The organism is Nocardioides sp. NPDC006303, assembly GCF_040613175.1.
In the GTDB taxonomy this organism is placed as follows: Bacteria; Actinomycetota; Actinomycetes; order Propionibacteriales; family Nocardioidaceae; genus Nocardioides.
In genome coordinates, this window is record NZ_JBEXRR010000019.1 from 89,130 (window position 1) to 113,610 (window position 24,481).

The window sequence follows — 24,481 nt, forward strand, 5'->3', positions numbered from 1 at the left end:
AAGTGTGTGGTGGTTGGCGCCGCACGGGGCGATAACGTTTCGTCGTGGCGAAACTTCGGGGACCGATCGAACCCGAGCCCTCGCCGTGGGCCTTCGCCGACCTCCGGGACCCGGGCGCGGGCCATGGCGGGGCCGAGCTGGACGATCTGGTGGGGATGGGCGCGGACGTCGCGCCCGGGACGCTCCTGGCTGCGTATCGGCACGGGATCTTCCCGATGCCCGGGGAGTCCCCGCGTGATCCGATGATGTGGTTCTCGCCGGTCAGGCGCGGCGTACTCCCGTTGGACGGGCTCGTCGTCTCGCGGTCCTTGCGCAGGTCGGCGCGGGACTTCGAGATCAGGATCGACACCAGCTTCGACGAGGTGGTGGCCTCGTGCGCCGACCCGCGCCGGCCCCATGGCTGGATCGACAAGCGGATCCGCCGGGCGTACGGCAACCTGCACGAGCTGGGCTGGGCGCACTCGGTCGAGGCGTGGCAGGACGATCGCCTGGTCGGCGGGCTCTACGGGGTCGCGATCGGCGGCCTCTTCGCCGGGGAGTCGATGTTCCACCGGGTCCGCGACGCGTCCAAGGTCGCCCTGGTCGGGCTGGTCTCGGCGATGAGCGAGGCGGGCTCTATCGACCAGCGGATCCTGGACGTGCAGTGGCGCACCGACCATCTGGCCTCGCTCGGCGTCGTCGAGGTGGGTCGCAACGACTACCTCGACCGCCTGGAGAAGGCGCTCAGGCTGCCGCTCCCGGAGGCGTTCGGCGGACCTCCCGTCTAGCGGTGGTCCTAGAGGACGTACGCCTCGGCACCGGTCTCGCTGACCATCGGTCGTCCGGCGGCGGCCCAGTCGAGCATTCCGCCGGCGAGGTTGACGACCTCGAAGCCCTGCTGGGCGAGGTAGTTGACCGCCTGGGCGCTGCGTCCGCCGACCTTGCAGACCACCAGGGTCTGGCCCTCGGGAAGCTCACCGAGGCGCGCCGGGAGCTCCTGGAGCGGGATGTGGGTCGCGCCCTCGATGTGGCCGGCGGCCCACTCGTCGTCCTCGCGGACGTCCAGGACGGCCACGGGCAGGGGATCGGGCACTCCGGCGATCTCGACGGTGGGGATGGTCACCGGTCAAGCCTACTTGAGAAGCCGGGACATCCGCCGATCGGCGAGCGGCTTTCCGCCGGTCTGGCAGGTGGGACAGTACTGCAGGCTCGAGTCGGCGAAACTGACCTCGAGGACCGTGTCTCCGCAGACCGGGCACTTCTTGCCGGCCTTGCCGTGCACGGCGAGGTTGGACTTCTTCTCGCCCTTCAGCTCGCTCATCGCCAGGCCGGAGTCGCGCTCGACGGCCTCCTTCAGGGTCGTCCGCAGCGCGTTGTAGAGGCTCTCCGACTCCTCCTCGGTCATCTCGGCGGGCTTGAACGGCGACATCTTCGCCGCCCACAGGATCTCGTCGGAGTAGGCGTTGCCGATGCCCGCGATGATCGACTGCATCCGCAGCACGCCCTTGATCTGCTTGCGGCCCTGACCTGCGAGGATCTCGCGGAAGCGGGCCAGCGTGAAGTCGTCGGCCAGCGGGTCGGGGCCCAGTGAGGCGACGCCCGGGACGTCCTGCGGATCGTGGACGACGTAGAGCGCCAAGCGCTTCTTGGTGCCGCCCTCGGTGATGTCCAGCCCGGTGTCGTCGTCGAGCACGACCCGGATCGCCAGCCCCGACTTCGACCCCGGGCGAGGCGGTGCCGCCGGGATCTCGTCACGCCACCTGATCCAGCCGCCGCGGGCGAGGTGCAGCACGAGATGGACGCCGCTCGCCTCGATGTCGATGAACTTGCCGTGGCGGGTCACGTTGTCGACGAGCGTGCCCTCGACCGCGGTCAGCGGCGGATCGTACGTCTTCAGGGCGCTGAACTGCGCGACGTGCACCTTCGTGATCGCACGGCCGTCGAGGCGCCCGCGCAGGTCCTCGGCGAGCGCTTCCACCTCGGGGAGTTCCGGCATGTCCGCGAGTCTAGATCGTCAGGCTTGCGCGAGGGAGGAAATCCCGCTAAGATCGAACACACGTTCGACGATAGCGATCGATGTGAGAGTCTGCGCCTTTCTAAGATCCATCCTAGAAAGGTGAATAGAGACCTACGCTCATGAAAGTTGTGGCTCGCTAGCCAAATCTAAGACGCGTCCTATAGATGTGGATATCGTCTGATCATGGACCCCATCCGCAATCCGTACGCTCCTGGAGCCGGTCAGCGGCCCCCTGAGCTCGCTGGTCGTAACGAGCAACTCGGGCAGTTCGACGTGGTGCTGGAGCGGGTGGCGCGCGGTCGCCCGGAGCGGTCGCTGGTGCTCACCGGGCTCCGCGGCGTCGGCAAGACGGTCCTGCTCAACACGCTGCGGTCTGCGGCGGTCCGTAAGGGCTGGGGCACCGGGAAGATGGAGGCGCGCCCTGACCAGTCGCTGCGCCGGCCGCTGTCGAGCGCCCTGCACCAGGCGGTGCGCGAGCTGGGTCATCCGAGCGCCGACGACGTCGACCACGTGCTCGGCGTGATCCGCTCCTTCGCCCAGCGCGAGGCCGGTCCCAACGCCAAGCTGCGCGAGCAGTGGTCCCCCGGCATCGAGGCGCCGGCGGTGCGGGGCCGGGCCGACTCCGGTGACATAGAGATCGACCTGGTCGAGCTGCTCACTGACGTCGGCGGGCTCGCTGCCGACGTCGGCAAGGGTGTCGGCGTCTTCATCGACGAGATGCAGGACCTCGGCCCCGACGACGTCTCGGCGATGTGCGCGGCCTGTCACGAGATCAGCCAGTCGGGGCTGCCGGTGATCGTCGTCGGCGCCGGCCTGCCGCACCTGCCGGCCGTGCTCTCGGCGAGCAAGTCCTACTCCGAGCGGCTCTTCTCCTACCAGCGCATCGACCGTCTGCAGCGGGACGCCGCCGACCGTGCCCTTGCCGCCCCTGCTGGTGAGGAGGAGGCCGAGTTCGAGACCGCCGCCCTGGCGGAGATGTACGCCGCGACGGGCGGTTACCCCTACTTCATCCAGGCCTACGGCAAGACCGTGTGGGACCAGGCGCCCCGCTCCCCGATCACCGTCGAGGACGTGAAGGTCGCCGCCCCTGAGGCCGAGCGCGAGCTGGCTGTCGGCTTCTTCGGGTCACGCTACGAGCGTGCCACCCCTGCCGAGCGGGACTACCTGCGGGCGATGGCCGACGCCGCCGTCGAGCTCGGCGCCGACGACATCGGCACCGTCGCCACCGCGGACGTCGCCGCCTTCTTGAACAAGAAGCCGCAGTCGCTCTCCCCAGCGCGTGACGCGCTGATGAAGAAGGGCCTGATCTACTCGGGCGAGCGCGGCCGGATCGCCTTCACCGTCCCTCATTTCGGCCGCTACTTACGCCAACAGGGGTAATTCGGCACCAGCTCCGCAAACAGGGCTTAATTCCCTCTTCCCTCCGCGTAGGCACGGTGCTTGACTTTGGCGGTGGCCAGTGACGTACATCACATCGGCCGCATTCCCCGCAGCGAGCTCGGGCGCAGCACGAACGAGTGGAGGGAGAACCACGCATGCGTGGTTGGAAGAAAGCGCGACTCCTCACCATCGGAGCCGCAGGAGCGCTCGTCCTCGGCCTGACGCTGCCCGGCGCACCCGCCGGTAGTGCACCTCCGGCGGACGATGATCGAGGTCGGGCCGCCAAGGAGCTCAAGCAGACCGGGTCCGACTACAACAACGGCAAGAAGGTCGGCATCGAGCGGAAGCGCGGTGACCTGGCCGGCAAACAGCCGCCGAAGGGACCCGCGAAGGTCGGTCAGAGCCGCACCTGGCTGGGCCTCGACGACGCCCAGGGAAGCATCTACCTGAAGGACTACACGCTGCGTGGCGTCGGCGACAACATCGAGGTGTGGGTCGCCGACGACAGGGCCTTCCCGGCCGGTGACTGCCGCAACGCCCTCGGCCTGACCGAGGTCACCGACGCCCAGGTCTCGAACTTCATCTCGGAGTTCGACAACACCATCTACCCGATCGAGTCGGAGGAGTTCTCGGTCCCGCCCGACCGGGACGGCAAGCAGGCCACCCTGCCGGGGCTGATCCCCAACCTGCCCTCCTCGGAGTACAAGGGCGACGGCGACAACATCGTGGTCCTGGTCGACAACGTCCGGGACGCCAACTTCTACGAGCCCGCCACTCCGGATGGGCAGACCTACATCGCGGGCTTCTTCTACTCGGTCTTCAACGAGTACTTCGACCGCAACGTGATGAGCATCGATGTCTTCGACTGGCTGCATCGCACGGGCACCAACCCGCCCGACGACAGCACCGATCCGGCGTACGTCGCCTGCAACGAGGAGCTGAACAGCGCTCCGGGTCGGCTGGTCGGAGCATCTCGGCCGCTGCTGTACGAGGGCACCTTCGCGCACGAGTACCAGCACCTGTTGGAGTACTACGAGGACGCCGACGAGGTCTCCTGGGTCAACGAGGGCCTGTCCGACTACGCCCAGACTCTGGTCGGCTACGTCGACCCGAGCACCCCACCTGACGATCCTGGTGCGGACTCGCACCTGGCGTGCTTCATGGGCTATCTCGATCCGGCGTTCGGTGGCTCGGAGAACTCGCTGACCGGCTGGGGCGACCAGGGCGGGCCGGAGACGCTGTGCGACTACGGCGCGGTCTACTCCTTCATGGAGTATCTGGCCAGCCACTACGGCCCCGACTTCCTCAGTGCGCTGCACCGTGAGGATGCCGGCGGACTCGAGGGGCTCCAGGTCGTGCTGGACCAGTTCGGTGCCGAGGTCTCCGCCCAGCAGACGATCCACGACTGGGCCGCCATGGTGGCTCTCGACGGAGCACTGGACGCCAATGGCGGAAACCTGAACGGCGGTGACGCGGCGACGTTCCAGGCCGACTCGCTCTCCGCGAAGGTCAACTGGGACAACCCCGAGGCGTGGAACGAGAACGGCGCTCCGCCGAACGGCTCGGACTACGTACGCCTGCGCGACGGTTCCGGGGCCTACCTCTCCGCGGGCGAGATCGAGTCGCTCAGCTTCGACGGCGCGACGTCGTTGGCGCCCAAGCCGGTCGAATGGACGGTCGATGCCACTCCGCCGGACGCCACGACGGCCGACAGCAGCTGTGGTTCGCCGCCCGCCGACGGCACCGGAGCAGCGGCGCTCTACGCCGGTTGTGGGCCGAACCTCGACCGGTCGGTCGTGCGAGCGGTCGACGTGCCGGCTGGCGGGGCGTCGCTGACCTTCGACGCCCTGTGGGACGCCGAGGCCGGCTGGGACTTCGGCTACGTCCAGGTCTCCACCGACGGAGGTGAGACCTGGCAGAGCCTGGCCACCGCCGACACGACCAGCGAGCACGACCCGGGTGCCATCCCGACCGTGGTCGACAACCTGCCCGGCTTCTCCGGTGACTCCGGAGGCTGGCGTCCGCAGAGTGCCGACCTGTCGGCGTACGGCGGGCAGAACGTGCTGGTGGCGTTCCGCTACATCACCGACTCCGGGGTCGACGAGTCCGGTTTCTGGGTGCGTGACATCGCCGTCGGCGGCACCGCGCTGCCCAGCGACACCCTGGACGGCTGGCAGTCGATGTCGCAGGTCAACCCGACTCCGGTCGAGGGCTGGACGGTCCAGCTGGTGGCGTACGGCCCGGCGGGCTCGCCCGCGTGGGTGCACACCCTCGCGCTGGACGAGTCGTTCGACGGCACCCTCAGCGGTGCCGCGCTCGACGCCGCGATCGGTGACAGCGCCGAGACCGTGGCGGCAGTCGTGATGTTCGACGATCCGACGGAGAGCGTGTCCGACCCGGCGCGCTACACCCTGACGGTCGACGGGGTCACCCAGCCCGGCGGCTGATCCCACCACCCAACGAGCGGGCTGCGGCTGTCGATGGATGGCCGCAGCCCGCCGCTGTGCCAGCAGGGGTGAGAGATCGGGCCGTCGGTCACTCGGTAAAGGCCGTAGGACCCTCCCTGCACCCGGACGGATGCAGCAGCGTGGTGATACCACCACCTGCGAAGGGAAGCCCGATGGCATCGCGCTCGAAGCATCCCGCGCTGGAGTTCCTCGGGGCATCCGGCACCGTGACCGGGAGCCGGTTCCTGGTGACGTACGGCAGCGATCGTCTGCTGGTCGACGCCGGTCTCTACCAGGGGCTGCGCGAGCTGCGACGGCTCAACTGGGCACCGTTCCCGGTGACGCCCGCGGACCTGGACGCCGTCGTCCTCACCCATGCTCACCTCGACCACACCGGATACCTGCCGCGGCTGGTGAGCGACGGCTTCGCCGGCGAGACGGTGTGTACGCCGGGCACCGCTGCGCTCGCCGCCATCGTTCTCCGGGACAGCGCGCACCTGCAGGAGGAGGACGCTCGGGTAGCCAACGAGGGCGGTTGGTCGAAGCACGACCCGGCTCTGCCGCTCTACACGGCGTCAGATGTCGAGCGGACGCTCGAGCGCCTGCACCCGGTGGCCTTCGACGAACCGTGGCCGCTCGGCGGGATGGTCGTGACGCTGCAGCGCGCCGGCCACATCCTGGGCTCCGCGGTGGCCGTTGTCGACGTCGGAGGTGAGCGGGTGGTGTTCAGTGGCGACCTGGGTCGACCCGGCCATCCCCTCCTGCGGCCACCCGACAAGCCGCCGGCTGCCTCGGCGATGGTGCTCGAGTCCACGTACGGCGATCGACGGCATCCACCCGCGGATCCCGAGGCCCTCGCCGACACGGTGCGCCGTACGGTCGCCCGCGGCGGCGTCGTACTGATCCCTGCGTTCGCGGTGGACCGGACCGAGTTGGTGCTGCTCGAGCTGCTCAGGCTCCGCCGCACGGGCCGGATTCCGGAGGTCCCGATCTTCGTCGACAGCCCGATGGCCCTGGCCGCGCTCGACGTCTACCGGGCAGCCCTGGGTGCGCACAGCGACGAGCTCGATCTCAAGCGAGCGGCGCCGCTGCGCGCCCTCGAGGGCCTGGACGTCCATCGGGTCCGGGACGCCGCCGGCTCCGAGCGGCTCAATCGCCCCAAGGAACCGTGCATCATCATCTCCGCCTCAGGGATGGCCACCGGCGGTCGTGTCGTCCACCATCTGCTCCGCCAGCTTCCCGACCCTCGCAACAGCATCGTGCTCACCGGCTATCAGGCTCAGGGCACCCGTGGCCGTCAGTTGGCGGAAGGCGCCGGGGCGGTGAAGATGCACGGCCGGTACGTCCCGGTCCGTGCGGAGGTGGTGGCGATCTCGGACTTCAGCGTCCACGCCGATTCCGACGAGCTGGTCGCATGGGTGGCCTCGGCGCCCGAGCTGCCGGAGACCGTCTACCTCGTGCACGGCGAGCCAACCTCCTCCCGCGCCCTGGCAGAGCGGATCCAGGACGAGCTCGGTGTCGTCGCCGTGGTCCCCCGGCTCGGCGAACGCGTACTCCTGGGCTCATGACGCCCGGTCTCGGAACCCTCAACGCCTCATGATGAAGGAGACTGACATGACACACCCCGTGGTGCACTTCGAGATCGCCGGATCTGACGGCGAGCGGCTCACCGGGTTCTACCGAGACCTGTTCGGCTGGGACATCGAGGGGGCCGGCCCCGACTACTGGCTCGTTAAAGCCACAGAGGACGGGATCGGTGGCGGTGTCATGCAGACCCGCGACGAGATGCCCGCCTACGTCACGGTGTACGTCTCTACCGACGACCTCGAGGGCAGCCTCCGGCGCGCCGGAGAGCTGGGTGGTGAGACCGTCGTGCCGCCGATGGAGGTCCCCGGCACCGGGTCGTTCGCCATGTTCCGCGACCCCGGCGGCAACATCATCGGACTGTTCCGTGAGTGACCCGACAGAGCCGCAGGGCAAGGTTCGGGCAACGACGACCGAACGACCCCGCTGGACGACCGGGCGAGTCATCGCCGTCGTGGCAGGCAGCGTTCTCCTGCTGGTCTCGCTCGGTCTGATCGCCGGTGGCGGTGCTCTCGCGGTGGCCGCGGCCCAGCGCGACGACGACGGTTACCTGGTGACCGACGGGGTGACGATCTCCGCCTCTGGGCATGCGATCACCTCCGAGTCGTTCACCATCGAGACCGACGCTGGCGCGGACGTACCCGGCATGCTGATCGGGGACGCCAAGCTGGTCGTCACCTCGGTCGAGGAGGGCCCCGTCTTCGTGGGCGTCGCGCCGTCCGCGGACGTCACCGCCTACCTCGCCGACGTCCGCCACTCGACGATCGACGGCTTCGACGGCGACACCCCGACGTACGACGCGGTCGACGGCGGACCCCCGGCGTCCCTCCCCGCGGAGACCGGGTTCTGGACCGCCTCGACGAGCGGGACCGGGCCGCAGACGCTCACCTGGGAGGTCGAGTCGGGCGACTGGACCCTTGTGGTGATGAACGCCGACGGACATGCTCCGGTGACCGCCGTGGCGGCCATCGGCGCCACCCTCCCGATGCTCGGCATCGCGATCGGTGTGTTGCTCGGTGTCGGCGGCGTACTCCTGCTGGTGTCGCTCGCCCTCCTGATCGGCGGGCTGCTGTCGGCGAGCCGGGTGGAACGGAGGGAACCCGCGCCGGCCAGGTGAGGGCTCGTACGTCAGAACCGCATCGACGCTGTTCTACGGTGGAAGACGTACGCGCCGAGAAGGAGACCGCATGTCGACCATCGCCGAACAGATCGTGTCCACCTTGTCCGCCAGCGGTGTCCGCCGCGTCTACGGGATCCCGGGTGATTCCCTCAACGGGTTCACCGACGCGCTCCGCAAGAACGGAGACATCAGCTGGATCCACGTACGTCACGAGGAGGCTGCGGCGTTCGCGGCGGCCGCCGATGCGGCCACCACGGGTGAGCTCGCGGTGGTCGCCGGGAGCTGCGGGCCGGGCAACCTGCACCTGATCAACGGGCTCTTCGACGCCAACCGTTCACGGGTGCCGGTGCTCGCGATCGCCGCCCACATCCCGACCGCGGAGATCGGCACCGGTTACTTCCAGGAGACGCACCCGCAGGAGCTGTTCCGGGAGTGCTCGGTCTACACCGAGTACGTCGCCCAGCCGAGCCAGATGCCGCACGTGCTCGAGATCGCGATGCGTACGGCGGTCGAGAAGCAGGGCGTGGCCGTGCTGGTGATTCCCGGCGACGTCGCGCTGGCCGAGTCCGTGGTCGAGCGGACCGTCGAGATCCGGCCGACGCGCTCGCGGGTCATCCCCGACGAGGACGCGATCAGGCAGGCGGCCGACCTGCTCAACGCCGGCGAGCGGGTCACCATCCTCGCCGGAGCCGGCTGTGCCGGCGCACACGACGAGGTGGTGGCCCTGGCCGAGACGCTCGGCGCCCCGGTCGTGCACGCGCTCCGCGGGAAGGAGTTCCTGGAGTACGACAATCCCTACGACGTGGGAATGACCGGCCTGCTGGGCTTCGCCTCGGGCTATCGCGCGATGGAGCGTGCCGACACGCTGCTGATGCTCGGCACCGACTTCCCCTACCGGCAGTTCTTCCCGAAGCACGCCACAACCATCCAGGTCGACGTACGCGGCGAGCAGCTCGGCCGTCGCCACCCGATCGGGCTCGGGCTGGTCGGCACGGTCAAGGACACCGCCTCGGCGCTGCTGCCGCTGCTCGACCGGAGCGATGATCGCCGTCATCTGGACGACTCCCTGGACCACTACCGCCGCACCCGGACCAAGCTCGACGAGCTGGCCACCCCGTCCCGGTCGAAGGCGCCGATCCACCCGCAGTACCTCGCTCGGCTGGTCGACCAGACCGCCTCCGACGACGCCGTCTTCATCCCCGACGTCGGGTCGCCGGTCGTGTGGGCGGCGCGCTATCTGACCATGAACGGTCGCCGCCGGCTGATCGGCTCCTTCGCCCACGGTTCGATGGCCAACGCGCTGTCGCAGGCGGTCGGCGCCCAGGTCGCCCACCCGGGCCGGCAGATCGTCGCGCTCGCCGGTGACGGCGGCCTCACCATGCTGCTCGGCGAGCTGGTCACCCTCATCCAGAACCGGCTGCCGGTCAAGCTCGTGGTCTTCAACAACTCCTCGCTCAACTTCGTCGAGCTCGAGATGAAGGCCGCCGGCTTCGTCACGTACGGCACCGATCTGGTGAACCCGAACTTCGCCGACGTCGCCAACGCGATGGGCATCTACGCGCGTCGCGTCGAACACTCCGCGGATCTCCCGGACGCCGTCGCCGACGTCCTCGGCCACGACGGCCCCGCCCTCCTCGACGTCGTCACCGAGCGCCAGGAGCTCTCCATCCCGCCCAACATCACCGCCGAGCAGCTCAAGGGCTTCACCCTCTACGCCCTCCGGTCCGTCATGTCGGGTCGGGGTGACGAGCTGATCGATCTCAGCAGGGCCAACCTCCGCCAGCTGTTCTAGCGGTCGCGTCCCGCGGTCTCGAGCAGGCGGAGCCAGATCTCGCTGATGGTCGGGTAGGCGGGGACGGCGTGCCAGAGGCGGTCCAGGGGGACCTCGCCGACGATCGCGATCGTGGCCGCGTGCAGGAGCTCGGAGATGTCCGGGCCGACGGCGGTGAAGCCGACCAGGGTCTTGCGCTGCTCGTCGATGACCATCCGTGCCTGGCCGCGGTAGCCGTCCGCGTGGAGCGAGGCTCCGGCGATCGAGCCGAGGTCGTAGTCGACGACGCCGACCTCGATGCCGGCCACCTCGGCCGATTCGGCGGAGTGTCCGACCGCGACGACCTCGGGGTCGGTGAAGATCACCTGGGTGGTGGCGCGCTCGTCGGCGGTGGCGGCGTGACGCCCCCATGCGCTCAGGTCGGGCTGCTCGCCGCGAGCGCGTGCCGCGATCAGATCGCCGAGCGAGCGGGCCTGGTACTTCCCGTGGTGGGTCAGCAGCGCTCGATGGTTGACGTCGCCTGCGGCATAGAGCCAGCCGTCCTCGAGCTGCCCGCTGTCGTCGACCACGGCCAGGGCGTCGTCGACCTTCAGCCAGCTGCCGGGCTCGAGACCGACGTGCTCCAGGCCGAGGTCCTTCGTGTTGGGCACCCGACCGGTCGCCACCAGGACCTCGTCCGCGATCACCTCGGTGCCGTCGGAGAGAGTCACCCGCACCTCGCCGCCATCATCACGCCGGGCCTCGGTCGCGCCGGCGTCCAGGTGGAGCGTGACCCCGTACGTCCGGAGCGCCTCGGCAACCTGCTCACCGGCGAACTTCTCGACCCCCGGCAGGAGCCGGGTGCGGGAGATCAGGGTCACCTGCGACCCGAGGGCGCTGTAGGCGGTCGCCATCTCGGCGCCGACCACACCGCCGCCGATGATCGCCAGGCGATCCGGAACGGACTGGGCGCCGGCGGCCTCGCGGTTCGTCCAGGGCCTGGCCTCCTCCAGTCCGGGAATCGGCGGGATGAGGGAGGAGCTGCCGGTGGAGACGACCACGGCGTGGCGTGCCTGGAGGTTCGTGGTCGTGCCGTCGTCGGAGGTGACGGTGACCGACCGGGTGCCGGTGATGCGCCCGTGCCCGCGGACCAGGGTGATCCCGGCTCCGGTCAGCCACTCGACCTGACCGGTGTCCTTCCAGTTGGATGTGAACTCGTCACGCCGGGCGAACACGGCGGCGGGGTCGAGTGTGCCCGTGACCGCTTGGCCGGCGGCCGGGAGCGCACGCGCGGCGCGCAATGCTGCCGCGTCGCGAAGCAGTGCCTTCGTCGGCATGCACGCCCAGTAGGAGCACTCGCCGCCGACGAGCTCGCGCTCGACGATCGCGGCGGTCAGCCCGCCCTGCACGACGCGGTCTGCGACGTTCTCGCCGGTCGGGCCGGCGCCGATGATGATGACGTCGACGGTCAGGTCTTGGCTGGTGCTCGTCATGTCAGTTGACCTTACCTGCGCGCTGGCGCAGTCGGAGGGCAGAGATCAGGAAGAAGATGCCACCCAGCGTCGCGTAGCCCGCGAGGCCGGTGAGTGACGCCTTCGGGCCGGCGGCCATCAGGATGAATCCGGTTCCGGCGAAGGTCGAGATCCCGCCGCTGAGGATCATCGCCCACTGGCCACCGAGTCGGTAGCGGCGTACCGCGACGAACAGCTGGACCAGGCCGGCGGTGATCGCCCAGGCGCCCCACACCCGCAGGATGTCCGGGATCCCGGAGGTGGCCGCGACGGCGACGCCGACAGCGGCGAGCAGGCTGAGCGCCATGTTGACGTACAGCAGGACGCGCGGGCCCTTGGCGCCCGAGGTGCGGTGGTCGACCACGGCGGCCACCACGTCGAACAGCGGGTAGATCACCAGCAGCGCGATGCTCGCGGCGTTGAGCGTCGTGGCGGTGAGGGCGACGAGTACGGCCCAGATGATCGCGAATCCGAAGCGGGCGAAGTAGAGCTTCGGCAGCGCGCTGGTCGGCGCGCTCAGTGTGCCGGGCTGACCGGTCTCGACGGAGGTGGACATCAGATCCCTTTCGTGGATCAAGCTGGGAGACAGAACGATCGTTCTACCCGGATCGAGAGTCTGCACCAACCTTCAGGCAAATGCAAGACCGATCGTTCTGTCTGCTACCGTCGGGTCCGCGAGACCTAGACCCTGCGAACGAGAGGGATGACGGATGTCTGAGGCCCGGGACCGACTGCTCAGCACGGCGAGTCGGCTCTTCTACACCGAGGGTCTGCACTCGGTCGGAGTGGATCGCGTGATCGCCGAGGCGCAGGTCACGCGGGCAACGCTCTATCGGCACTTCCGGAGCAAGGACGAGCTCGTCGTGGCGTACCTGACGCAGGCCGACGAGGCGATCCGGGCGCGCGTGGACGCCGCCCGGGCGGAGGTCGAGGACCCCGACGACCTCATCCGGGCCGTCGGCCGGTCGATCGCCGCGGACATCCAGAGCGAGGGGTTCCGAGGTTGCGCGTTTCTCAACGCCGCGGCCGAATACCCGGACCCGGCGCACATGGTCCATCAGGCCGTGCTGAAGCACCGGCAATGGTTCCTGGCCACGATGACCGAGCTCTTCGCGGCGACGGGGAAGCCTGATTCGGAGTTTGCCGGCCGCCACTTCGTCATGTTGCGAGACGGTGCGATGGCGGCCGGCTGTCTGACCGATCCGGCCCCGGTCGGGGAGACGTTCCTACGAGGGCTCGAGGGACTTCTCACCTACCGGAGCGGCCTGGGATCAACGCTCAGCTGACGCCGTTGTCGGCGAGGAACTCCTTGGCGACCGTGCCCGGGTCGGCCTTGTCGACCTGCACCTTGGCGAGCGCCTCGGTGAGGTTGGCGGTGGTCAGCGCCTCGGAGACGGCGTTGAGCGCGGTCTCGGCATCGCTGCTGAGCGCCTCGGAGCGGATCAGCGGGACGACGTTCTGGGAGAGGAAGAGGTTCTCCGGGTCCTCCAGGACCACCCAGCCGTTGGTGGGGATCGCCGAGTCGGTGGAGAAGACGTTGGCGACGTCGATGTCGCCCTTCGCCAGCGCACCGGTGGTCAGCGGGCCGCCGGCGTCGAGCGGCTTGAACTCCTTGAACGTGACCCCGTAGACCTCCTCGAGACCGACGAGCCCCTGGTGGCGCTCCTTGAACTCCGGGGCGCCGCCGAGCGAGAGGTCCTTCGCGACCGGAGCCAGGTCCTCGATGCTCTTCAGGGAGTACTTGTCGGCCGTCTCCTTGGAGACGGTGAGGGTGTCCTTGTCCTCGGCCTCCGACTGCGGCAGGGTCTCGCTGCCCTCCGGCAGGACCTCCTGGAGCGCCTCGTAGACGTCCTCGGGGGCGGAGACGTTCTCCGGGACGCCGTCCGGCTTCAGGTAGGCCAGCAGGGCGCCGTTGTACTCCGGCAGCAGGTCGATGTCGCCGCTCTTGAAGGCCTCCATGTAGACCTCACGGGAGCCGATGTTGGGCTTGGTCTCGACCTTGACGCCCTCGGCCTCGAGAGCCTGGGCGTACATCTCCATGAGCAGCTCGCTCTCGGGGAAGTTGGCCGAGCCGACGACGATCGTGCCGCCGCCGGAGTCGGAGTCCGATCCCGAGTCGAGCGGGTCACCGCCACAGGCGGTCAGGGTGCCTGCCACGGCGAGCGTCGCGAACAGGTACGCGGTGGTGCGGATTCGGCGGGACATTGAGATACCTCTCGGGTTGCTGGATTGATCAGCCGACGGGTTCGGGGCGGAGGGTGGTCGGACGGGTGCCGGCCTCGCGGCCGTCGACACCGGGCGATACGAGGAGTCGCTGCACACCCGCGAGCGCCAGGTCGATCGCGACCGCGAGCACGGCGAGCACGATCGCGCCGGCGACCACCTGGTCGTACTGGAGCGTCGCCAGCCCGTCGAAGAGATAGCGGCCGAGGCCGCCGAGACCGGCGTACGCAGCGATGGTCGCGGTCGAGACGACTTGGAGCGACGCGTTGCGTAGGCCGCCGATGATGATCGGCAGCGCGATCGGGACCTCGACCCGCCAGGCGATCTGGGCCTCGGTCATACCGACCCCTCGCGCCGCGTCGACGGTCTCGTCGGCGACCGACTGGATGCCGGCGTACGTCGTGGCGAGGATGGGCGGGACGGCGAGCACGACCAGGGCGATCGTGACCGGGACCAGACCTATCCCGACCAGGCCGAGCGCGAGCATGAGTACGCCGAGGGTCGGCAGTGCGCGGCCGGCGTTGCCTAGGTTGATGGCGATCAGCGCGCCGCGGCCGGTGTGGCCGATCAGCAGACCGATCGGGAACGCGATCACGGCCGCGATCGCCAGGGCGAGGACGGTGTAGCCGAGGTGCTCGAGGATGCGCTGGGGAAAGCCGTCTGGGCTGGTCAGCGACCAGTTGGCGGCGTCGAGCAGGTAGTCGAGGCTCATCGCGCACCCGCTCGGGCCCACGGGGTGAGCCCGCGCTGGAGGGCGACGATGAGGACGTCGGCGATGACCGCGAGGGTGACCGAGAGGACCAGCCCGATGATGATCGGCGGCAGGTAGAAGCCGAGCTGGAACCCGCGCGTGAAGAGCTGCCCGAGGCCGCCGATGCCGATCAGGGCCGCGATGCTGACCATGCTCACGTTGGCCACGGTCGCCACCCGCAGGCCGGTCAGGATCACCGGCATCGCCAGCGGCAGCTGGACCGTGAACCAGCGGCGTACGGGCCGATAGCCCATCGCGGTGGCGGCCTGCAGGACGGTGGTGTCGACCGCGTCGAGACCGTCGGCGGTCGTGCGGACGAGCAGGGCGAGCGAGTAGAGAGTGAGCGCGATGATCACGTTGATCGGGTCGAGGACGCTGGTGCCGAGGATGCCCGGGAGCAGCAGGAGCAGGGCCAGCGACGGGACGGTGTAGATCACGCTGCCAGCCGTGAGCGCGATGTGGCGTGCCGGTCCGAAGCGATGGACCAGGGCGCCCAGCGGCAGGGCCAGAACGAAGGCGATCGCCACCGGAATGAGAGCGAGCCAGATGTGCTGGACGAGCGCGGTGAGGACGTCGTCCGCGTTGGTCTCGAGATAGCGCCAGATCTCGCTCACCCGGCCTCCTCCGCGGACGCCAGGGCCGCCAGTCGCTCCCGCTGCTGCGAACGTACGCTGCCGGCCAGGTCCTCGAGCAGGACCAGCCCGTCGGCTCTACCCTCGGCGTCGACCCGGATCGCGGCGCCGGCGGGCGAGAGGATGACCAGGTCGGTGACCGTACGCAGGTTGGCGCCGTCGCTGAAGGTGCCCTCGGTCGGGAGGAGCCCGTCGGGACCGCGCCAGCCCAGCGGGCGGCCGTCGTGGTCGACCTCGAGGGTGAGCCCGTCGACGCCGTGGTCGATGGGCTTGAGCGCGACCGAGCTCCCGTCGGCGAAGCCGAGACCCCGGAAACCGCGGTCGCGACCGACGAGCGAGGCGACGAAGTCGTCGGCCGGAGCGGCGAGAAGGTCGGCGGGCGGGGCGAACTGGGCCAGGCGGGCGCCCTGGGCGAAGACGGCGACCTTGTCGCCGAGCCGGATCGCCTCGTCGATGTCGTGGGTGACCAGGACGATCGTCTTGCCGAGCTCGCCCTGGAGCCGGAGGAGCTCCTGCTGGAGGTCGTCGCGTACGACCGGGTCGACGGCCGAGAACGGCTCGTCCATGAGCAGCACCGGCGGGTCGGCCGCGAGCGCCCGGGCGACCCCGACGCGCTGCTGCTGGCCGCCCGAGAGCTGGGCCGGGTAGCGCTCGCCGAGGTTGGCGGCGAGCCCGACGCGCTCGAGCAGCTCGAGGGCGCTCGTGCGGGCCTCCCGGCGGGAGATTCCCTGCAGGATCGGGACGGTCGCGACGTTGTCGAGCACCGTGCGGTGCGGGAAGAGCCCGGCGCCCTGGATCACGTAGCCGATCTCGCGCCGCAGCTGTGCCTCCGGGCGGCTGGTGACGTCGTCTCCGTCGATCAGGATCCGGCCGGAGCTCGGCTCGATCATCCGGTTGATCATCCGCAGCGCGGTCGTCTTGCCACATCCGGACGGCCCGACGAACACGGTGATCTTCCCGGTGTCGACCGTCAAGGAGAGGTCTTCCACGGCAACTGTGCCGTCCGGATAGCGCTTGGTCACGCCCTCGAACTCGATCACAGCCACCGCTCCTGTCTGTTGTTCTTCATCTGCGGACGCCGTTGCACAAGATCCTCAGCCTGCCAGATCTGGGGAAGGAACCGAAGATGTTAAACGGACAGGGACGTCGGGTTCGCCGTCCGAGCCACGTTCCTCGATGCTTGAAATCTGCCACATCCCGGGACTCGACGCCCGAGATGTCGACTCGGCGCGGCGCAGGTCGTTCAGTCCTCCAGCGGGCGCAGCTCGTCGGCGTAGGAGACCGAGACGCGGCGCATCACGCCGTCGTCGCTGATCGCGTACTGCCCCATCCGCCACAGTGGCGGCGAGTAGGCGTGGATCGAGACTGCGCCGTCGACCGCACCGCTCATCCGGTGGATGTGGTCGGGCCCGAAGCCGAAGCTGCGACCCGCGCCGACCTCCCGTTGCACGGGATCGCCGCCGAACCGCGGCTGCTGCTCGAAGACCGATCCGCGGGTCACCGCGACCGCGCCCGAGGAGATGTCGTGGTCGTGCCAGCCGGTGTCGTCGACGGTGTTCCAGCACAGCAGCCAGACGTCGATGTCCTTGTCCCGGTAGAGCGAGGCGTAGTGGCGACCGCCGGTGTCGTGGCGCACCAGGTGCTCCCACCGCTCGGGGTGCGCGGCGAGCTCGTCGACCCAGGCGCGCAGCTCGCCGGGAGTGAGCGTACGTCCGGGCAGGTCGGGCAGGTCCGCGGCGCCCAGAACGGTGTCGACGGTCGGTTCGGTGATGGTCATCGGTCTCCTCCGGTGAGCAGGTGGTGCGGGTTGGCGACGAAGATCGCCCGGCCGAGGGCCTCGCCCAAGCCGGGATCGGTCGGCTCGGCGTAAGGCCGGTCCGAGCCGTTCACCAGTGGGTCCACGCCGACCACGCGCGACATCGCGTCGATCGCCTGGGTGCCGTAGGACGAGGTCTCGTAGTAGACGTGCCGGTCGACCGCACCGAGGCTCCCGCCGCGTTGCGCGAGGCGCTCGTGGTGGAGCGGCGCGAGTCCGGCCAACGCCACAAAGGCGATCCGCAGAGTCGGCAGCAGCGACCGCCCCGCGACGTGCCAGGAGTGCCACGCGGCGCTCTGCTGGGCGACGTACGAGGTCAGGGCCGGCCACCACACCGGCAGGTCGCTCGCCTGGCCGGCAGCAGGACCGGGATGCACGAGGACGGGCAGGTCGGCCTGTTGGGCGATGTCGAGCACCGGAGCCAGTGCCTCGAGCGCGGACGGGGTCGTCAGCGCCGTCGCCGGCACCTGGAGGCCGTGGATGCGGTCGTGCGCCAGGGTCTTCGCGAGGCCGTCGAGGTCCGGTTCGACGAGCGCCGGCGCGGCCCACAGCCCGTAGTCGGCGGGCAGGTGTTCGGCGAAGCCGTGCCAGGCGTCGAGCAGCCCGTGTGCCTCGGCCGGAGCGAGTGACTCGATCCCCAACGGGCTGGAGAGCGACAGCAGGACGAGCCCGTCCTCCTGTGCCGCGCGGCGGGTGAGGTCATGATCTGCCGGATCGACGGAGTAGGGCGGCTCTCCGTCGAGGTGGAGCACCCAGCCGTCGAGGTACGGAGGCTGCCGCCGGCGGCGCAGCTCCTCGACCAGTGCGGGCGGCCACAGGTGCTGGTGGACGTCGACCTGGCGCTTCATGCGCTAAGTCAATAGGTTTAGTTGAGATTAAGCAAGCCTACCCGCCGGTGAGGCACCATGGCGGGATGACCGAAACGAACACCCAGATCCTGCTCCGCGCTCGCCCGGTCGGTGAGCCGACCGCCGACGACTTCTCGATCGTCACCTCCGAGGTGCCGGCGCCCGCGGAGGGCGAGGTGCTGCTGCGTACGAAATTCCTCTCGCTCGACCCTTACATGCGAGGGCGGATGAGCGATGCGCCGTCGTACGCCGCTCCGACCGCCCTGGGCGACGTGCTGCCCGGCGCCACGGTCGCCGAGGTGGTGGAGTCGCGGGATCCGTCGCGGCAGGTGGGCGATGTGGTGCTGGCGTACGGAGGCTGGCAGGCGTTCTCCGTCGCGCCGGCCAAGCACACGCGCCGCCTCGATCCGTCCGTCGCGCCGGTCTCCACCGCGCTGGGCGTGCTGGGGATGCCGGGGTTCACGGCGTACGCGGGGCTGACCCAGATCGGGCAGCCGAAGCCCGGCGAGACCGTCGTCGTGGCGGCCGCGACCGGTCCCGTCGGCGCCACGGTCGGACAGATCGCGAAGATCCTCGGCTGCCGCGCGGTGGGGATCGCCGGTGGACCGGAGAAGGTCGCGCATCTGACCGAGCTCGGCTTCGACGCCGCCCTCGACCACCGCGCGCCCGACTTCAAGGAGCAGTTGAAGGCGGCGGTCCCCGACGGGATCGACGTCTACTTCGAGAACGTCGGCGGTCACGTGTGGAACGCGGTGCTGCCGCGGCTCAACAAGTTCGCTCGGGTGCCGGTCTGCGGGATCGTCGCCCACTACAACGACACCGCCGCGCCCGAGGGGCCCGATCGGGCGCCCGGTCTGATGCGGCACGTGCTCAACAAGTCCCTGCTGATCAGGGGTTTCATCCAGGACGAGTTCGTCCGTGATCACCAGCAGACCTTCCTCACCGAGGCGGCCGGCTGGCTGGCCGAGGGCAAGCTGCGCTACCGCGAGGACATCACCGAAGGGCTCGAGAACGCGCCTGCCGCGTTCAACCGGATGCTCCGGGGTCAGAACTTCGGCAAGACGGTGATCAAGGTCAGCTGACCCAGATCACTCCGCAGGACCCTCCTCGGGGGCGGTGGCCTCCGGGGCGGGGTCCTTGAGGGTCGGGAACTCTTCCGTGCCGGCAAGGTTGCGGAGGTGCTCTCTGATGGTGAGCCCGTCGGGCATGGTCGTCTCGGGCTCGAACGTGGCGATGCAGTTGGCGATCACGGCGTCGTAGGTGACCTTGTCGGCCGCCTCGAAGGTCTCTCCGTAGACCGCGATCGTCGCCAGCTTGCAGGGCTCCGCGAGCGTCGTCGCTGTCGCGTCATCGGTGGGCGTCGGGGTCGGGGTGGGCGTCGGGGTGGGAGTCGGCGTGGGGGTCGGCGTCGCCGTCCCGTCGCCGTCGCCCGACGTGTTGTCGTCCGGGTCGGTGCCCGTCTGGGTGTCGTCGGGCTCCGCAGGCTTGGTCGGCGTAGGGGACGGTGTCGGTGCAGGCGCCGGGGGCTTCGAGGCGGCCTTGGGAGCGGACTTGGTCTCCGATTTCGGTGCCGGCGCGACGGTGTTCGACGTGCGCGGGAGGGCGGAGGCGGTGGGCCTCATCGTGGAGGTGGACCCACCGTCCACGCTCGGCGAGCCGGGGAACTCCCCGTCGCGGTACTGGTCGGCGATCTTCAGCACTGCCTCGACGTACGTGTCGCTCTGGTTGTAGCGGTAGACCGCGGACTGGGCGCCGGAGTCGGTGCTGACGTCCTCGGCGCCGGCGCACAGGTAGGCTGCGGTGGCGATGGCAGCATCGTCGACGTCCTGCGGGTCGCGGCGGTTGTCGCCGTCACCGTCGGTGCCCACGACCGTCCACGTGGACGGGATGAACTGCATCGGGCCGACAGCGTGGTCGTAGACCGTGTCGTGATCGTAGAGGCCGTTGTCGGTGTCGCGGATCGCCGCGAAGTTGCCGGCGCCGTTGAGCTGCGGGCCGATGATCGCGGGGAGGGCGAGGCCGTTGGAGTTGAGCTCGCTGCCGCCGAAGCGGCCGTGGTTGCTCTCGACCATGCCGATCGCGGCGACCAGCGCCCAGTCGATGCGGCAGGAGGCGTCGGCGTCGTTGAGCACGGTGGCCGAGCGCTGGTAGGCGGCCAGGGCGACCGGCGGGATCGCCAGCTCCTCGGCGTTGGAGGCCAGCCTCACGGCGTCGGTCGGGGTCAGGTTCTTCACGCCACCCAGGCCATTGGAGATGCCGAGGGGGTCCTGAAGAGCGCCCGGATCGGGAAGCTCAGGCTGCTGATGACCGGTGTCGAGGCGTGCCTCGTTCGGAGCCAGGACGGCGAAGGCAGCGGTCAGCGCGACGGCGGCAACGGCCCGAGGCCCGATGCTGGTCAGCGCCGCTGTACTGATGCTTCTGGCCCAGAATTTTCGGGGTGCTTTGGTCATGCCGATCTCACCTCTTCCACGCGTGGGGTACGTGTCCGTCCCTTGAGCCTACCCAGGTATTCCCGATCGGCGCCCTGCAATTAGAAATCCACCCACCTTGGGGATGAACGGCAACGGTCGGGCCACCTGACGTTGGGCTGGTGTTCCCCGGCTCGCCGCCCGGTCTCACCTTGCGCCTGTCACCGTGGACGACATGACTGAACGGACTCGTCTGTGGATGGTTCCGCTGGTCGCGGCCGCGGGTTGGGGCGTCGGTTTCCTGCCCCAGCTCGTCCAGCCGCAGCCGCTCCTGCTCGCCCCGATGGTCGCCGAGCTGGTCTCGTTCACGCTGCTTGCCGCCGCGCTCGGTGGGCTCGCTGCCGGGCTGCGCCCGGACCGCGGGCTGCTCAGTGCAGTGCTCGCCGGCGCCGGTGTCGTCGCCGCGGCCCTCCTCGGGCTGATGTTCGCCGCTGGGCCGGCGGCGACCAACCCGTCGATGCTGACCCATCTGATCGTCATCGCCGCGATCACGACGGTCGCCGGTCTCGCCGCCGGGATCGCGGCGAGTCTCGGGCCGTGCGTACTGCGGGCGCCGATGCTGGCCGCGCCAGCCGTCTGCGTACCTCTCTGGCTCGACGGGATGCTTCCCGGCGAGCTGCCGTCGTCGGTCATCGACGCGCTGTTGGCGGCTGCCCTGGTGACCGTGCTCGTGACGTCCGTACGCCGCGCCGTCGATGTCGTCGCGTGGGTGCCCGCCTGGATCCTGGGCTGGGCGATGCAGACGCTGCTGACGGTGCTGGTGGCCATCGGCGTACTCATCCAGGAGGGCCGTCCGGTCGACGCCGGGCTGCTCTCCTCACACCTGGTCTACTTCCACGAGCGCTGGAACGAACCCGCGGTGCACTACCCCGCCGGATGGGCGCTCGCCGGCGTCCTGGCACTGGCGTTGGTGGCGTGGAGGCTGCGTGACACCCTTCGGGTGTGAAACGCTCTCTCATCACCGGAGGCACCCGCGGGATCGGTGCCGCTGTCGCTCGTCGACTGGCCGCTGACGGCCACTCTCTCGTGCTCGGATATCTGTCCGACGAAGCTGCTGCTGTCGCGACTCGCGACGAGATCCGGGCCCTCGGGGTCTCCTGCGAGATCGTGGCCGCCGACATCACCACCGACGCCGGGATCGCCTCGCTCTTCGAGGCTGCCGGCCCCGTCACCGGCGTGGTCAACAACGCCGGCGCGACCTACCGCTACGCGCCCCTCGTCGACACTCCGACCGACGAGATCCGGAGGACGTACGCCGTCAACCTGGTCGGCCCCACGCTGGTCGCCCGCGCGGCGGTGTCGGCGCTCGCCGAGGGTGGCGTGATCGTCAACATCTCCTCGGGTGCCGCCACGCTGGGATCACCGGGGGAGTACGTCCACTACGCCGCCGCGAAGGCCGGGATCGACGCGCTCACCAAGGGCCTCGGGCTCGAGGTCGCCCCGCTCGGCATCCGGGTCGTCGCGGTCGCCCCCGGGCTCACCGAGACCGACATGCACGCCAACACCGGCGACCCCGGCCGGATCGCGCGGATGGCGCCCCAGATCCCGATCGGACGCGCGTCCTCACCCGATGAGGTCGCCGAGGCCGTCGCCTGGCTGATGAGCGAGAAGGCCGGGTACGTCACCGCCACGACGCTGCGGGTGACCGGCGGGCGGTGATGTCACAGGCCGGCGGCGTACCTCGTCCTCGTTGGCATGAACATCACTTTGTGGATCGTGACCGTCTTTCTCGCTCTCGGCTTCCTGGCCGGTGGACTGGCGATGCTGCTGCTGTCGAAGGAGAGTTTCCGCAACGCCTTCGAGGGGTGGCACTACGCCGACGACTTCCCCGGCGGCTTCCTCAAGGTCATCGGCGTGATGAAGGTGCTGGCCGCGGCCGGGCTGATCCTTCCGGTCGTGACCGGGACTGCCACCTGGCTGGTGCCGTACGCCGCTCTCGGGCTGGTGCTGCTCATGACCGGCGCGACGACCACCCGCATCATCCGCAAGGAGTGGGGCTCGGCCGCCGGTGACCTGGTCTTCTGGTCGCTGGCGGCCTTCGTCGCGTTCGGTCGGTTCGTGGTCGTGCCGTTCTAGGACCGCTTACGCCGGCGCGGTAACGGTTTTCGGTGTCGTGTCGTGCGCCCTCGCGGTTGTCCGATGGACAACAATCTCCCCATGAGGCCCCAGGTCGTCGCGCATCGCGGCGCCAGTCATGAGATCGCGGAGCACACCCTCGCTGCGTACGTCGCAGCCCTGGATGCGGGCGCGGACGCCTTGGAGTGCGACGTACGTCTGACCATGGACGGGCATCTCGTCTGCGTCCACGACCGCCACCTGCGCCGCATCGGTGCGCGGGGGCTGGTCTCGGAGATGACCCTCGCCGAGCTGCAGGCGATCGACTTCGCGGCCTGGAAGAACGGGTTCTGGGACGGGGAGGACGAGTTGCCGGACCGGGACATGCGGGGTGTGCTCACGCTGCACCGGCTGCTGCGGGTCGTGCGGGACTACGGCCGGCACGTCGAGATGGCGATCGAGACCAAGCACCCGACGCGCTACGGCGGACTGACCGAGGGGCGTCTGGTCGACGTGCTCAACGACTTCGGCTGGGCCGGCCCGGGCAGCCCGGTGCGGGTCATGAGCTTCTCGTTCACCGCGCTGCAGCGAGTGGAGCGGCTGGCGCCGGGCGTACCTCTGGTCCAGCTCGTCGACCGCGCCGCCAACTGGTCTCTCCTGCGGCACGCGATCGGCCCGGACTGGTGGCTCGGGGCCAGCATCGAGATGCTCACCGCCCACCCGAAGCTCGGGCGGCGGCTGGCGTCGAAGGGCCGCAACCTCCACGTCTACACCGTCAACACCGAGGAGCAGCTCAAGCTCTGCCTCGACATCGGCGTCAACGCGGTCATCACCGACCGGCCGGGGTTCATGCTGGAGCTGCTCGGCCGCTGAGGCGCGTTGCCTGGCGCGCGGGCCAGGCAGGTTAGGGTTTGGCCGTGGCCAAGAAGTCCCGAGTCAAGAACCGTCAGGCGGCTGCTGCCCCGACGGACGGTCCCAACCCGCGCGCGGCGTGCCCGTGCGGGTCCGGCAAGCGCTACAAGGCGTGCCACGGTGCCGCCGGCGGCGCGTTCGTGGGGCGCCCGTTCGAGGGCCTGCCCGGCGAGTGCGACCTGGTCGCGCTGCGCGAGCTGGTGCCCTCGGCGACGGTGTCGCTGACGGTGAAGGGCTTCGAGTCGACCCCCGTCACGCTGGGCACCCTTCTGCCCGGCGCCGCGCCGGCGATGTCCCGCGACTCGGGCGAGGTCTGGGCCGGGCTGCAGGTTCAGCACAACTACGGCGACGTGTCGCGCGACGTGGCCGCGGCGCTGCTCCAGGCGCTGGAGAGCCGCGCCGCCGGTGAGTCCGGCATCTTCGGTCTGACCACCGCGCCCGGTCCCGGGCCGCGGCTGCAGGACCTGGTGACCGACTCGACCCTGGACGTCACCGTCCACGAGGGCTTCGACTGGTGGCTCGCCGACGTCGAGGACAAGGGCGACTTCGAGCACGCCCTCGAGCACGCCAACGAGTCGGTGCTGCCGACGCTGCGACTGGCGTCGGTCGAGGCTGCGTACTGGACCTCGGTCGGCTCCAAGGAGCACCTGCGCTGGGTGATGCCCGAGCCCGAGGACGCCCTGCTGACCGCGCTCGCGCGCCTGCACGTGACCGGCGAGGACGTGATCGTCCCCGACGCTCGTTTCGTCGGCATGTTCCGTGCCCACGGTCTGCTCGCTCCCGTCTGGGACCTGCCGGTCGGCACCGGCGCCGAGGCGCTCGAGGAGCCGGCGGTGGCGTTCAAGAAGCTCCTCGACGAGGCCCTCGCCGACGACTCCGAGATCACCCCCGAGGTGCGCTCGGCTCGCGCCGGGCTCGCCAACCGCCAGGTCACCATCCGCTGACCCCGCTGGTCGAGCCGGATTCGTTCGTAACTGACGAATCCGGC

25 protein-coding genes are annotated in these 24,481 nt (G+C 69.8%); 14 read left to right on the forward strand and 11 right to left on the reverse strand.

What is annotated here, in order from left to right:
- Positions 1 to 44: 44 nt before the first annotated feature.
- On the forward strand, positions 45 to 767 hold the full coding sequence (gene aat, locus ABZY89_RS16230) for a leucyl/phenylalanyl-tRNA--protein transferase (protein ID WP_355228778.1): 723 nt from the start codon (positions 45 to 47) through the stop codon (positions 765 to 767).
- A gap of 8 nt (positions 768 to 775) precedes the next feature.
- Here aat and ABZY89_RS16235 read toward each other — a convergent pair whose 3' ends face one another.
- Positions 776 to 1,102, reverse strand: a complete 327-nt coding sequence (locus ABZY89_RS16235) for a rhodanese-like domain-containing protein (protein WP_355228780.1) — start codon at positions 1,100 to 1,102, stop codon at positions 776 to 778.
- Positions 1,103 to 1,111: 9 nt separating this feature from the next.
- On the reverse strand, positions 1,112 to 1,975 hold the full coding sequence (locus ABZY89_RS16240) for a DNA-formamidopyrimidine glycosylase family protein (RefSeq protein ID WP_355228781.1): 864 nt from the start codon (positions 1,973 to 1,975) through the stop codon (positions 1,112 to 1,114).
- A gap of 204 nt (positions 1,976 to 2,179) precedes the next feature.
- On the opposite strand from ABZY89_RS16240, the gene ABZY89_RS16245 reads away from it, so the two are divergent.
- From ABZY89_RS16245 to poxB, 6 genes are all read left to right on the forward strand, one after another.
- Positions 2,180 to 3,376, forward strand: a complete 1,197-nt coding sequence (locus ABZY89_RS16245; protein WP_355228782.1) for an ATP-binding protein — start codon at positions 2,180 to 2,182, stop codon at positions 3,374 to 3,376.
- A gap of 155 nt (positions 3,377 to 3,531) precedes the next feature.
- Positions 3,532 to 5,823 (forward strand): choice-of-anchor J domain-containing protein, encoded by a 2,292-nt coding sequence (locus ABZY89_RS16250; protein ID WP_355228783.1) that lies wholly within the window; start codon positions 3,532 to 3,534, stop codon positions 5,821 to 5,823.
- A 173-nt stretch (positions 5,824 to 5,996) separates the two neighbouring features.
- Positions 5,997 to 7,391, forward strand: coding sequence for an MBL fold metallo-hydrolase (locus tag ABZY89_RS16255; RefSeq protein WP_355228784.1), 1,395 nt, complete (start codon positions 5,997 to 5,999; stop codon positions 7,389 to 7,391).
- Positions 7,392 to 7,437: 46 nt separating this feature from the next.
- Positions 7,438 to 7,782: a VOC family protein gene (locus ABZY89_RS16260; RefSeq protein ID WP_355228786.1), complete on the forward strand. Its 345-nt coding sequence runs from the start codon at positions 7,438 to 7,440 to the stop codon at positions 7,780 to 7,782.
- On the forward strand, positions 7,775 to 8,524 hold the full coding sequence (locus ABZY89_RS16265; protein WP_355228788.1) for a hypothetical protein: 750 nt from the start codon (positions 7,775 to 7,777) through the stop codon (positions 8,522 to 8,524). The genes ABZY89_RS16260 and ABZY89_RS16265 overlap by 8 nt, the downstream gene beginning before the upstream one ends.
- Positions 8,525 to 8,594: 70 nt before the next feature.
- On the forward strand, positions 8,595 to 10,319 hold the full coding sequence (gene poxB / locus ABZY89_RS16270; RefSeq protein ID WP_355228790.1) for a ubiquinone-dependent pyruvate dehydrogenase: 1,725 nt from the start codon (positions 8,595 to 8,597) through the stop codon (positions 10,317 to 10,319).
- Here the strand turns inward: poxB and ABZY89_RS16275 are convergent.
- Complete coding sequence (locus ABZY89_RS16275; protein WP_355228791.1) at positions 10,316 to 11,770, reverse strand: NAD(P)/FAD-dependent oxidoreductase; 1,455 nt, start codon at positions 11,768 to 11,770, stop codon at positions 10,316 to 10,318. The two genes, poxB and ABZY89_RS16275, sit on opposite strands and share 4 nt — an antisense overlap.
- Before the next feature lies 1 nt (position 11,771).
- On the reverse strand, positions 11,772 to 12,344 hold the full coding sequence (locus tag ABZY89_RS16280; RefSeq protein WP_355228792.1) for a hypothetical protein: 573 nt from the start codon (positions 12,342 to 12,344) through the stop codon (positions 11,772 to 11,774).
- Between the two features lie 154 nt (positions 12,345 to 12,498).
- Here ABZY89_RS16280 and ABZY89_RS16285 point away from each other — a divergent pair, with 154 nt between their 5' ends.
- A complete protein-coding gene (locus tag ABZY89_RS16285) occupies positions 12,499 to 13,074 on the forward strand; it encodes a helix-turn-helix domain-containing protein (RefSeq protein WP_355228794.1) in 576 nt (191 codons plus the stop codon).
- Here ABZY89_RS16285 and ABZY89_RS16290 read toward each other — a convergent pair.
- The 6 genes from ABZY89_RS16290 to ABZY89_RS16315 form a co-directional block, all read right to left on the reverse strand.
- Positions 13,067 to 13,993: an ABC transporter substrate-binding protein gene (locus ABZY89_RS16290; protein WP_355228796.1), complete on the reverse strand. Its 927-nt coding sequence runs from the start codon at positions 13,991 to 13,993 to the stop codon at positions 13,067 to 13,069. The two genes, ABZY89_RS16285 and ABZY89_RS16290, sit on opposite strands and share 8 nt — an antisense overlap.
- Before the next feature lie 28 nt (positions 13,994 to 14,021).
- Positions 14,022 to 14,723 carry an ABC transporter permease gene (locus ABZY89_RS16295; protein WP_355228798.1) on the reverse strand — a complete coding sequence of 234 codons (702 nt, stop codon included), beginning with the start codon at positions 14,721 to 14,723 and terminating at the stop codon, positions 14,022 to 14,024.
- Complete coding sequence (locus ABZY89_RS16300; RefSeq protein WP_355228799.1) at positions 14,720 to 15,376, reverse strand: ABC transporter permease; 657 nt, start codon at positions 15,374 to 15,376, stop codon at positions 14,720 to 14,722. Before ABZY89_RS16300 ends, ABZY89_RS16295 begins: the two co-directional genes overlap by 4 nt.
- A complete protein-coding gene (locus ABZY89_RS16305) occupies positions 15,373 to 16,434 on the reverse strand; it encodes an ATP-binding cassette domain-containing protein (protein ID WP_355228801.1) in 1,062 nt (353 codons plus the stop codon). The genes ABZY89_RS16300 and ABZY89_RS16305 overlap by 4 nt, the downstream gene beginning before the upstream one ends.
- 203 nt (positions 16,435 to 16,637) lie before the next feature.
- Entirely contained in the window at positions 16,638 to 17,171 is a 534-nt protein-coding gene (locus ABZY89_RS16310; protein ID WP_355228803.1) for a cysteine dioxygenase family protein, read from the reverse strand.
- Entirely contained in the window at positions 17,168 to 18,058 is an 891-nt protein-coding gene (locus tag ABZY89_RS16315; protein ID WP_355228805.1) for an amidohydrolase, read from the reverse strand. The genes ABZY89_RS16310 and ABZY89_RS16315 overlap by 4 nt, the downstream gene beginning before the upstream one ends.
- Positions 18,059 to 18,123: 65 nt before the next feature.
- On the opposite strand from ABZY89_RS16315, the gene ABZY89_RS16320 reads away from it, so the two are divergent.
- Positions 18,124 to 19,140: an NADP-dependent oxidoreductase gene (locus ABZY89_RS16320; RefSeq protein ID WP_355228807.1), complete on the forward strand. Its 1,017-nt coding sequence runs from the start codon at positions 18,124 to 18,126 to the stop codon at positions 19,138 to 19,140.
- Between the two features lie 6 nt (positions 19,141 to 19,146).
- Here the strand turns inward: ABZY89_RS16320 and ABZY89_RS16325 are convergent, their stop codons facing one another.
- Positions 19,147 to 20,508 (reverse strand): lytic transglycosylase domain-containing protein, encoded by a 1,362-nt coding sequence (locus ABZY89_RS16325; protein ID WP_355228808.1) that lies wholly within the window; start codon positions 20,506 to 20,508, stop codon positions 19,147 to 19,149.
- A 193-nt stretch (positions 20,509 to 20,701) separates the two neighbouring features.
- On the opposite strand from ABZY89_RS16325, the gene ABZY89_RS16330 reads away from it, so the two are divergent.
- The 5 genes from ABZY89_RS16330 (at position 20,702) to ABZY89_RS16350 (ending at position 24,437) form a co-directional block, all read left to right on the forward strand.
- On the forward strand, positions 20,702 to 21,472 hold the full coding sequence (locus ABZY89_RS16330) for a hypothetical protein (RefSeq protein ID WP_355228810.1): 771 nt from the start codon (positions 20,702 to 20,704) through the stop codon (positions 21,470 to 21,472).
- Positions 21,469 to 22,185: an SDR family oxidoreductase gene (locus tag ABZY89_RS16335; RefSeq protein ID WP_355228812.1), complete on the forward strand. Its 717-nt coding sequence runs from the start codon at positions 21,469 to 21,471 to the stop codon at positions 22,183 to 22,185. Before ABZY89_RS16330 ends, ABZY89_RS16335 begins: the two co-directional genes overlap by 4 nt.
- 36 nt (positions 22,186 to 22,221) lie before the next feature.
- Entirely contained in the window at positions 22,222 to 22,602 is a 381-nt protein-coding gene (locus ABZY89_RS16340; protein WP_355228814.1) for a DoxX family protein, read from the forward strand.
- Between the two features lie 81 nt (positions 22,603 to 22,683).
- A complete protein-coding gene (locus tag ABZY89_RS16345) occupies positions 22,684 to 23,454 on the forward strand; it encodes a glycerophosphodiester phosphodiesterase family protein (protein WP_355228816.1) in 771 nt (256 codons plus the stop codon).
- Between the two features lie 44 nt (positions 23,455 to 23,498).
- On the forward strand, positions 23,499 to 24,437 hold the full coding sequence (locus ABZY89_RS16350; protein ID WP_355018709.1) for a DUF5926 family protein: 939 nt from the start codon (positions 23,499 to 23,501) through the stop codon (positions 24,435 to 24,437).
- Positions 24,438 to 24,481 lie beyond the last annotated feature (44 nt).

Bases quoted from the DNA above. Each gene is read 5' to 3' on its own strand.
- ABZY89_RS16240 (WP_355228781.1), bottom strand. From the start codon at position 1,975: ATGCCGGAACTCCCCGAGGTGGAAGCGCTCGCCGAGGACCTGCGCGGG.
- ABZY89_RS16245 (WP_355228782.1), top strand. From the start codon at position 2,180: ATGGACCCCATCCGCAATCCGTACGCTCCTGGAGCCGGTCAGCGGCCC.
- ABZY89_RS16250 (WP_355228783.1), top strand. From the start codon at position 3,532: ATGCGTGGTTGGAAGAAAGCGCGACTCCTCACCATCGGAGCCGCAGGA.
- ABZY89_RS16255 (WP_355228784.1), top strand. From the start codon at position 5,997: ATGGCATCGCGCTCGAAGCATCCCGCGCTGGAGTTCCTCGGGGCATCC.
- ABZY89_RS16260 (WP_355228786.1), top strand. From the start codon at position 7,438: ATGACACACCCCGTGGTGCACTTCGAGATCGCCGGATCTGACGGCGAG.
- poxB (WP_355228790.1), top strand. From the start codon at position 8,595: ATGTCGACCATCGCCGAACAGATCGTGTCCACCTTGTCCGCCAGCGGT.
- ABZY89_RS16275 (WP_355228791.1), bottom strand. From the start codon at position 11,770: ATGACGAGCACCAGCCAAGACCTGACCGTCGACGTCATCATCATCGGC.
- ABZY89_RS16280 (WP_355228792.1), bottom strand. From the start codon at position 12,344: ATGTCCACCTCCGTCGAGACCGGTCAGCCCGGCACACTGAGCGCGCCG.
- ABZY89_RS16285 (WP_355228794.1), top strand. From the start codon at position 12,499: ATGTCTGAGGCCCGGGACCGACTGCTCAGCACGGCGAGTCGGCTCTTC.
- ABZY89_RS16290 (WP_355228796.1), bottom strand. From the start codon at position 13,993: ATGTCCCGCCGAATCCGCACCACCGCGTACCTGTTCGCGACGCTCGCC.
- ABZY89_RS16295 (WP_355228798.1), bottom strand. From the start codon at position 14,723: ATGAGCCTCGACTACCTGCTCGACGCCGCCAACTGGTCGCTGACCAGC.
- ABZY89_RS16310 (WP_355228803.1), bottom strand. From the start codon at position 17,171: ATGACCATCACCGAACCGACCGTCGACACCGTTCTGGGCGCCGCGGAC.
- ABZY89_RS16315 (WP_355228805.1), bottom strand. From the start codon at position 18,058: ATGAAGCGCCAGGTCGACGTCCACCAGCACCTGTGGCCGCCCGCACTG.
- ABZY89_RS16320 (WP_355228807.1), top strand. From the start codon at position 18,124: ATGACCGAAACGAACACCCAGATCCTGCTCCGCGCTCGCCCGGTCGGT.
- ABZY89_RS16325 (WP_355228808.1), bottom strand. From the start codon at position 20,508: ATGACCAAAGCACCCCGAAAATTCTGGGCCAGAAGCATCAGTACAGCG.
- ABZY89_RS16330 (WP_355228810.1), top strand. From the start codon at position 20,702: ATGACTGAACGGACTCGTCTGTGGATGGTTCCGCTGGTCGCGGCCGCG.
- ABZY89_RS16340 (WP_355228814.1), top strand. From the start codon at position 22,222: ATGAACATCACTTTGTGGATCGTGACCGTCTTTCTCGCTCTCGGCTTC.
- ABZY89_RS16345 (WP_355228816.1), top strand. From the start codon at position 22,684: ATGAGGCCCCAGGTCGTCGCGCATCGCGGCGCCAGTCATGAGATCGCG.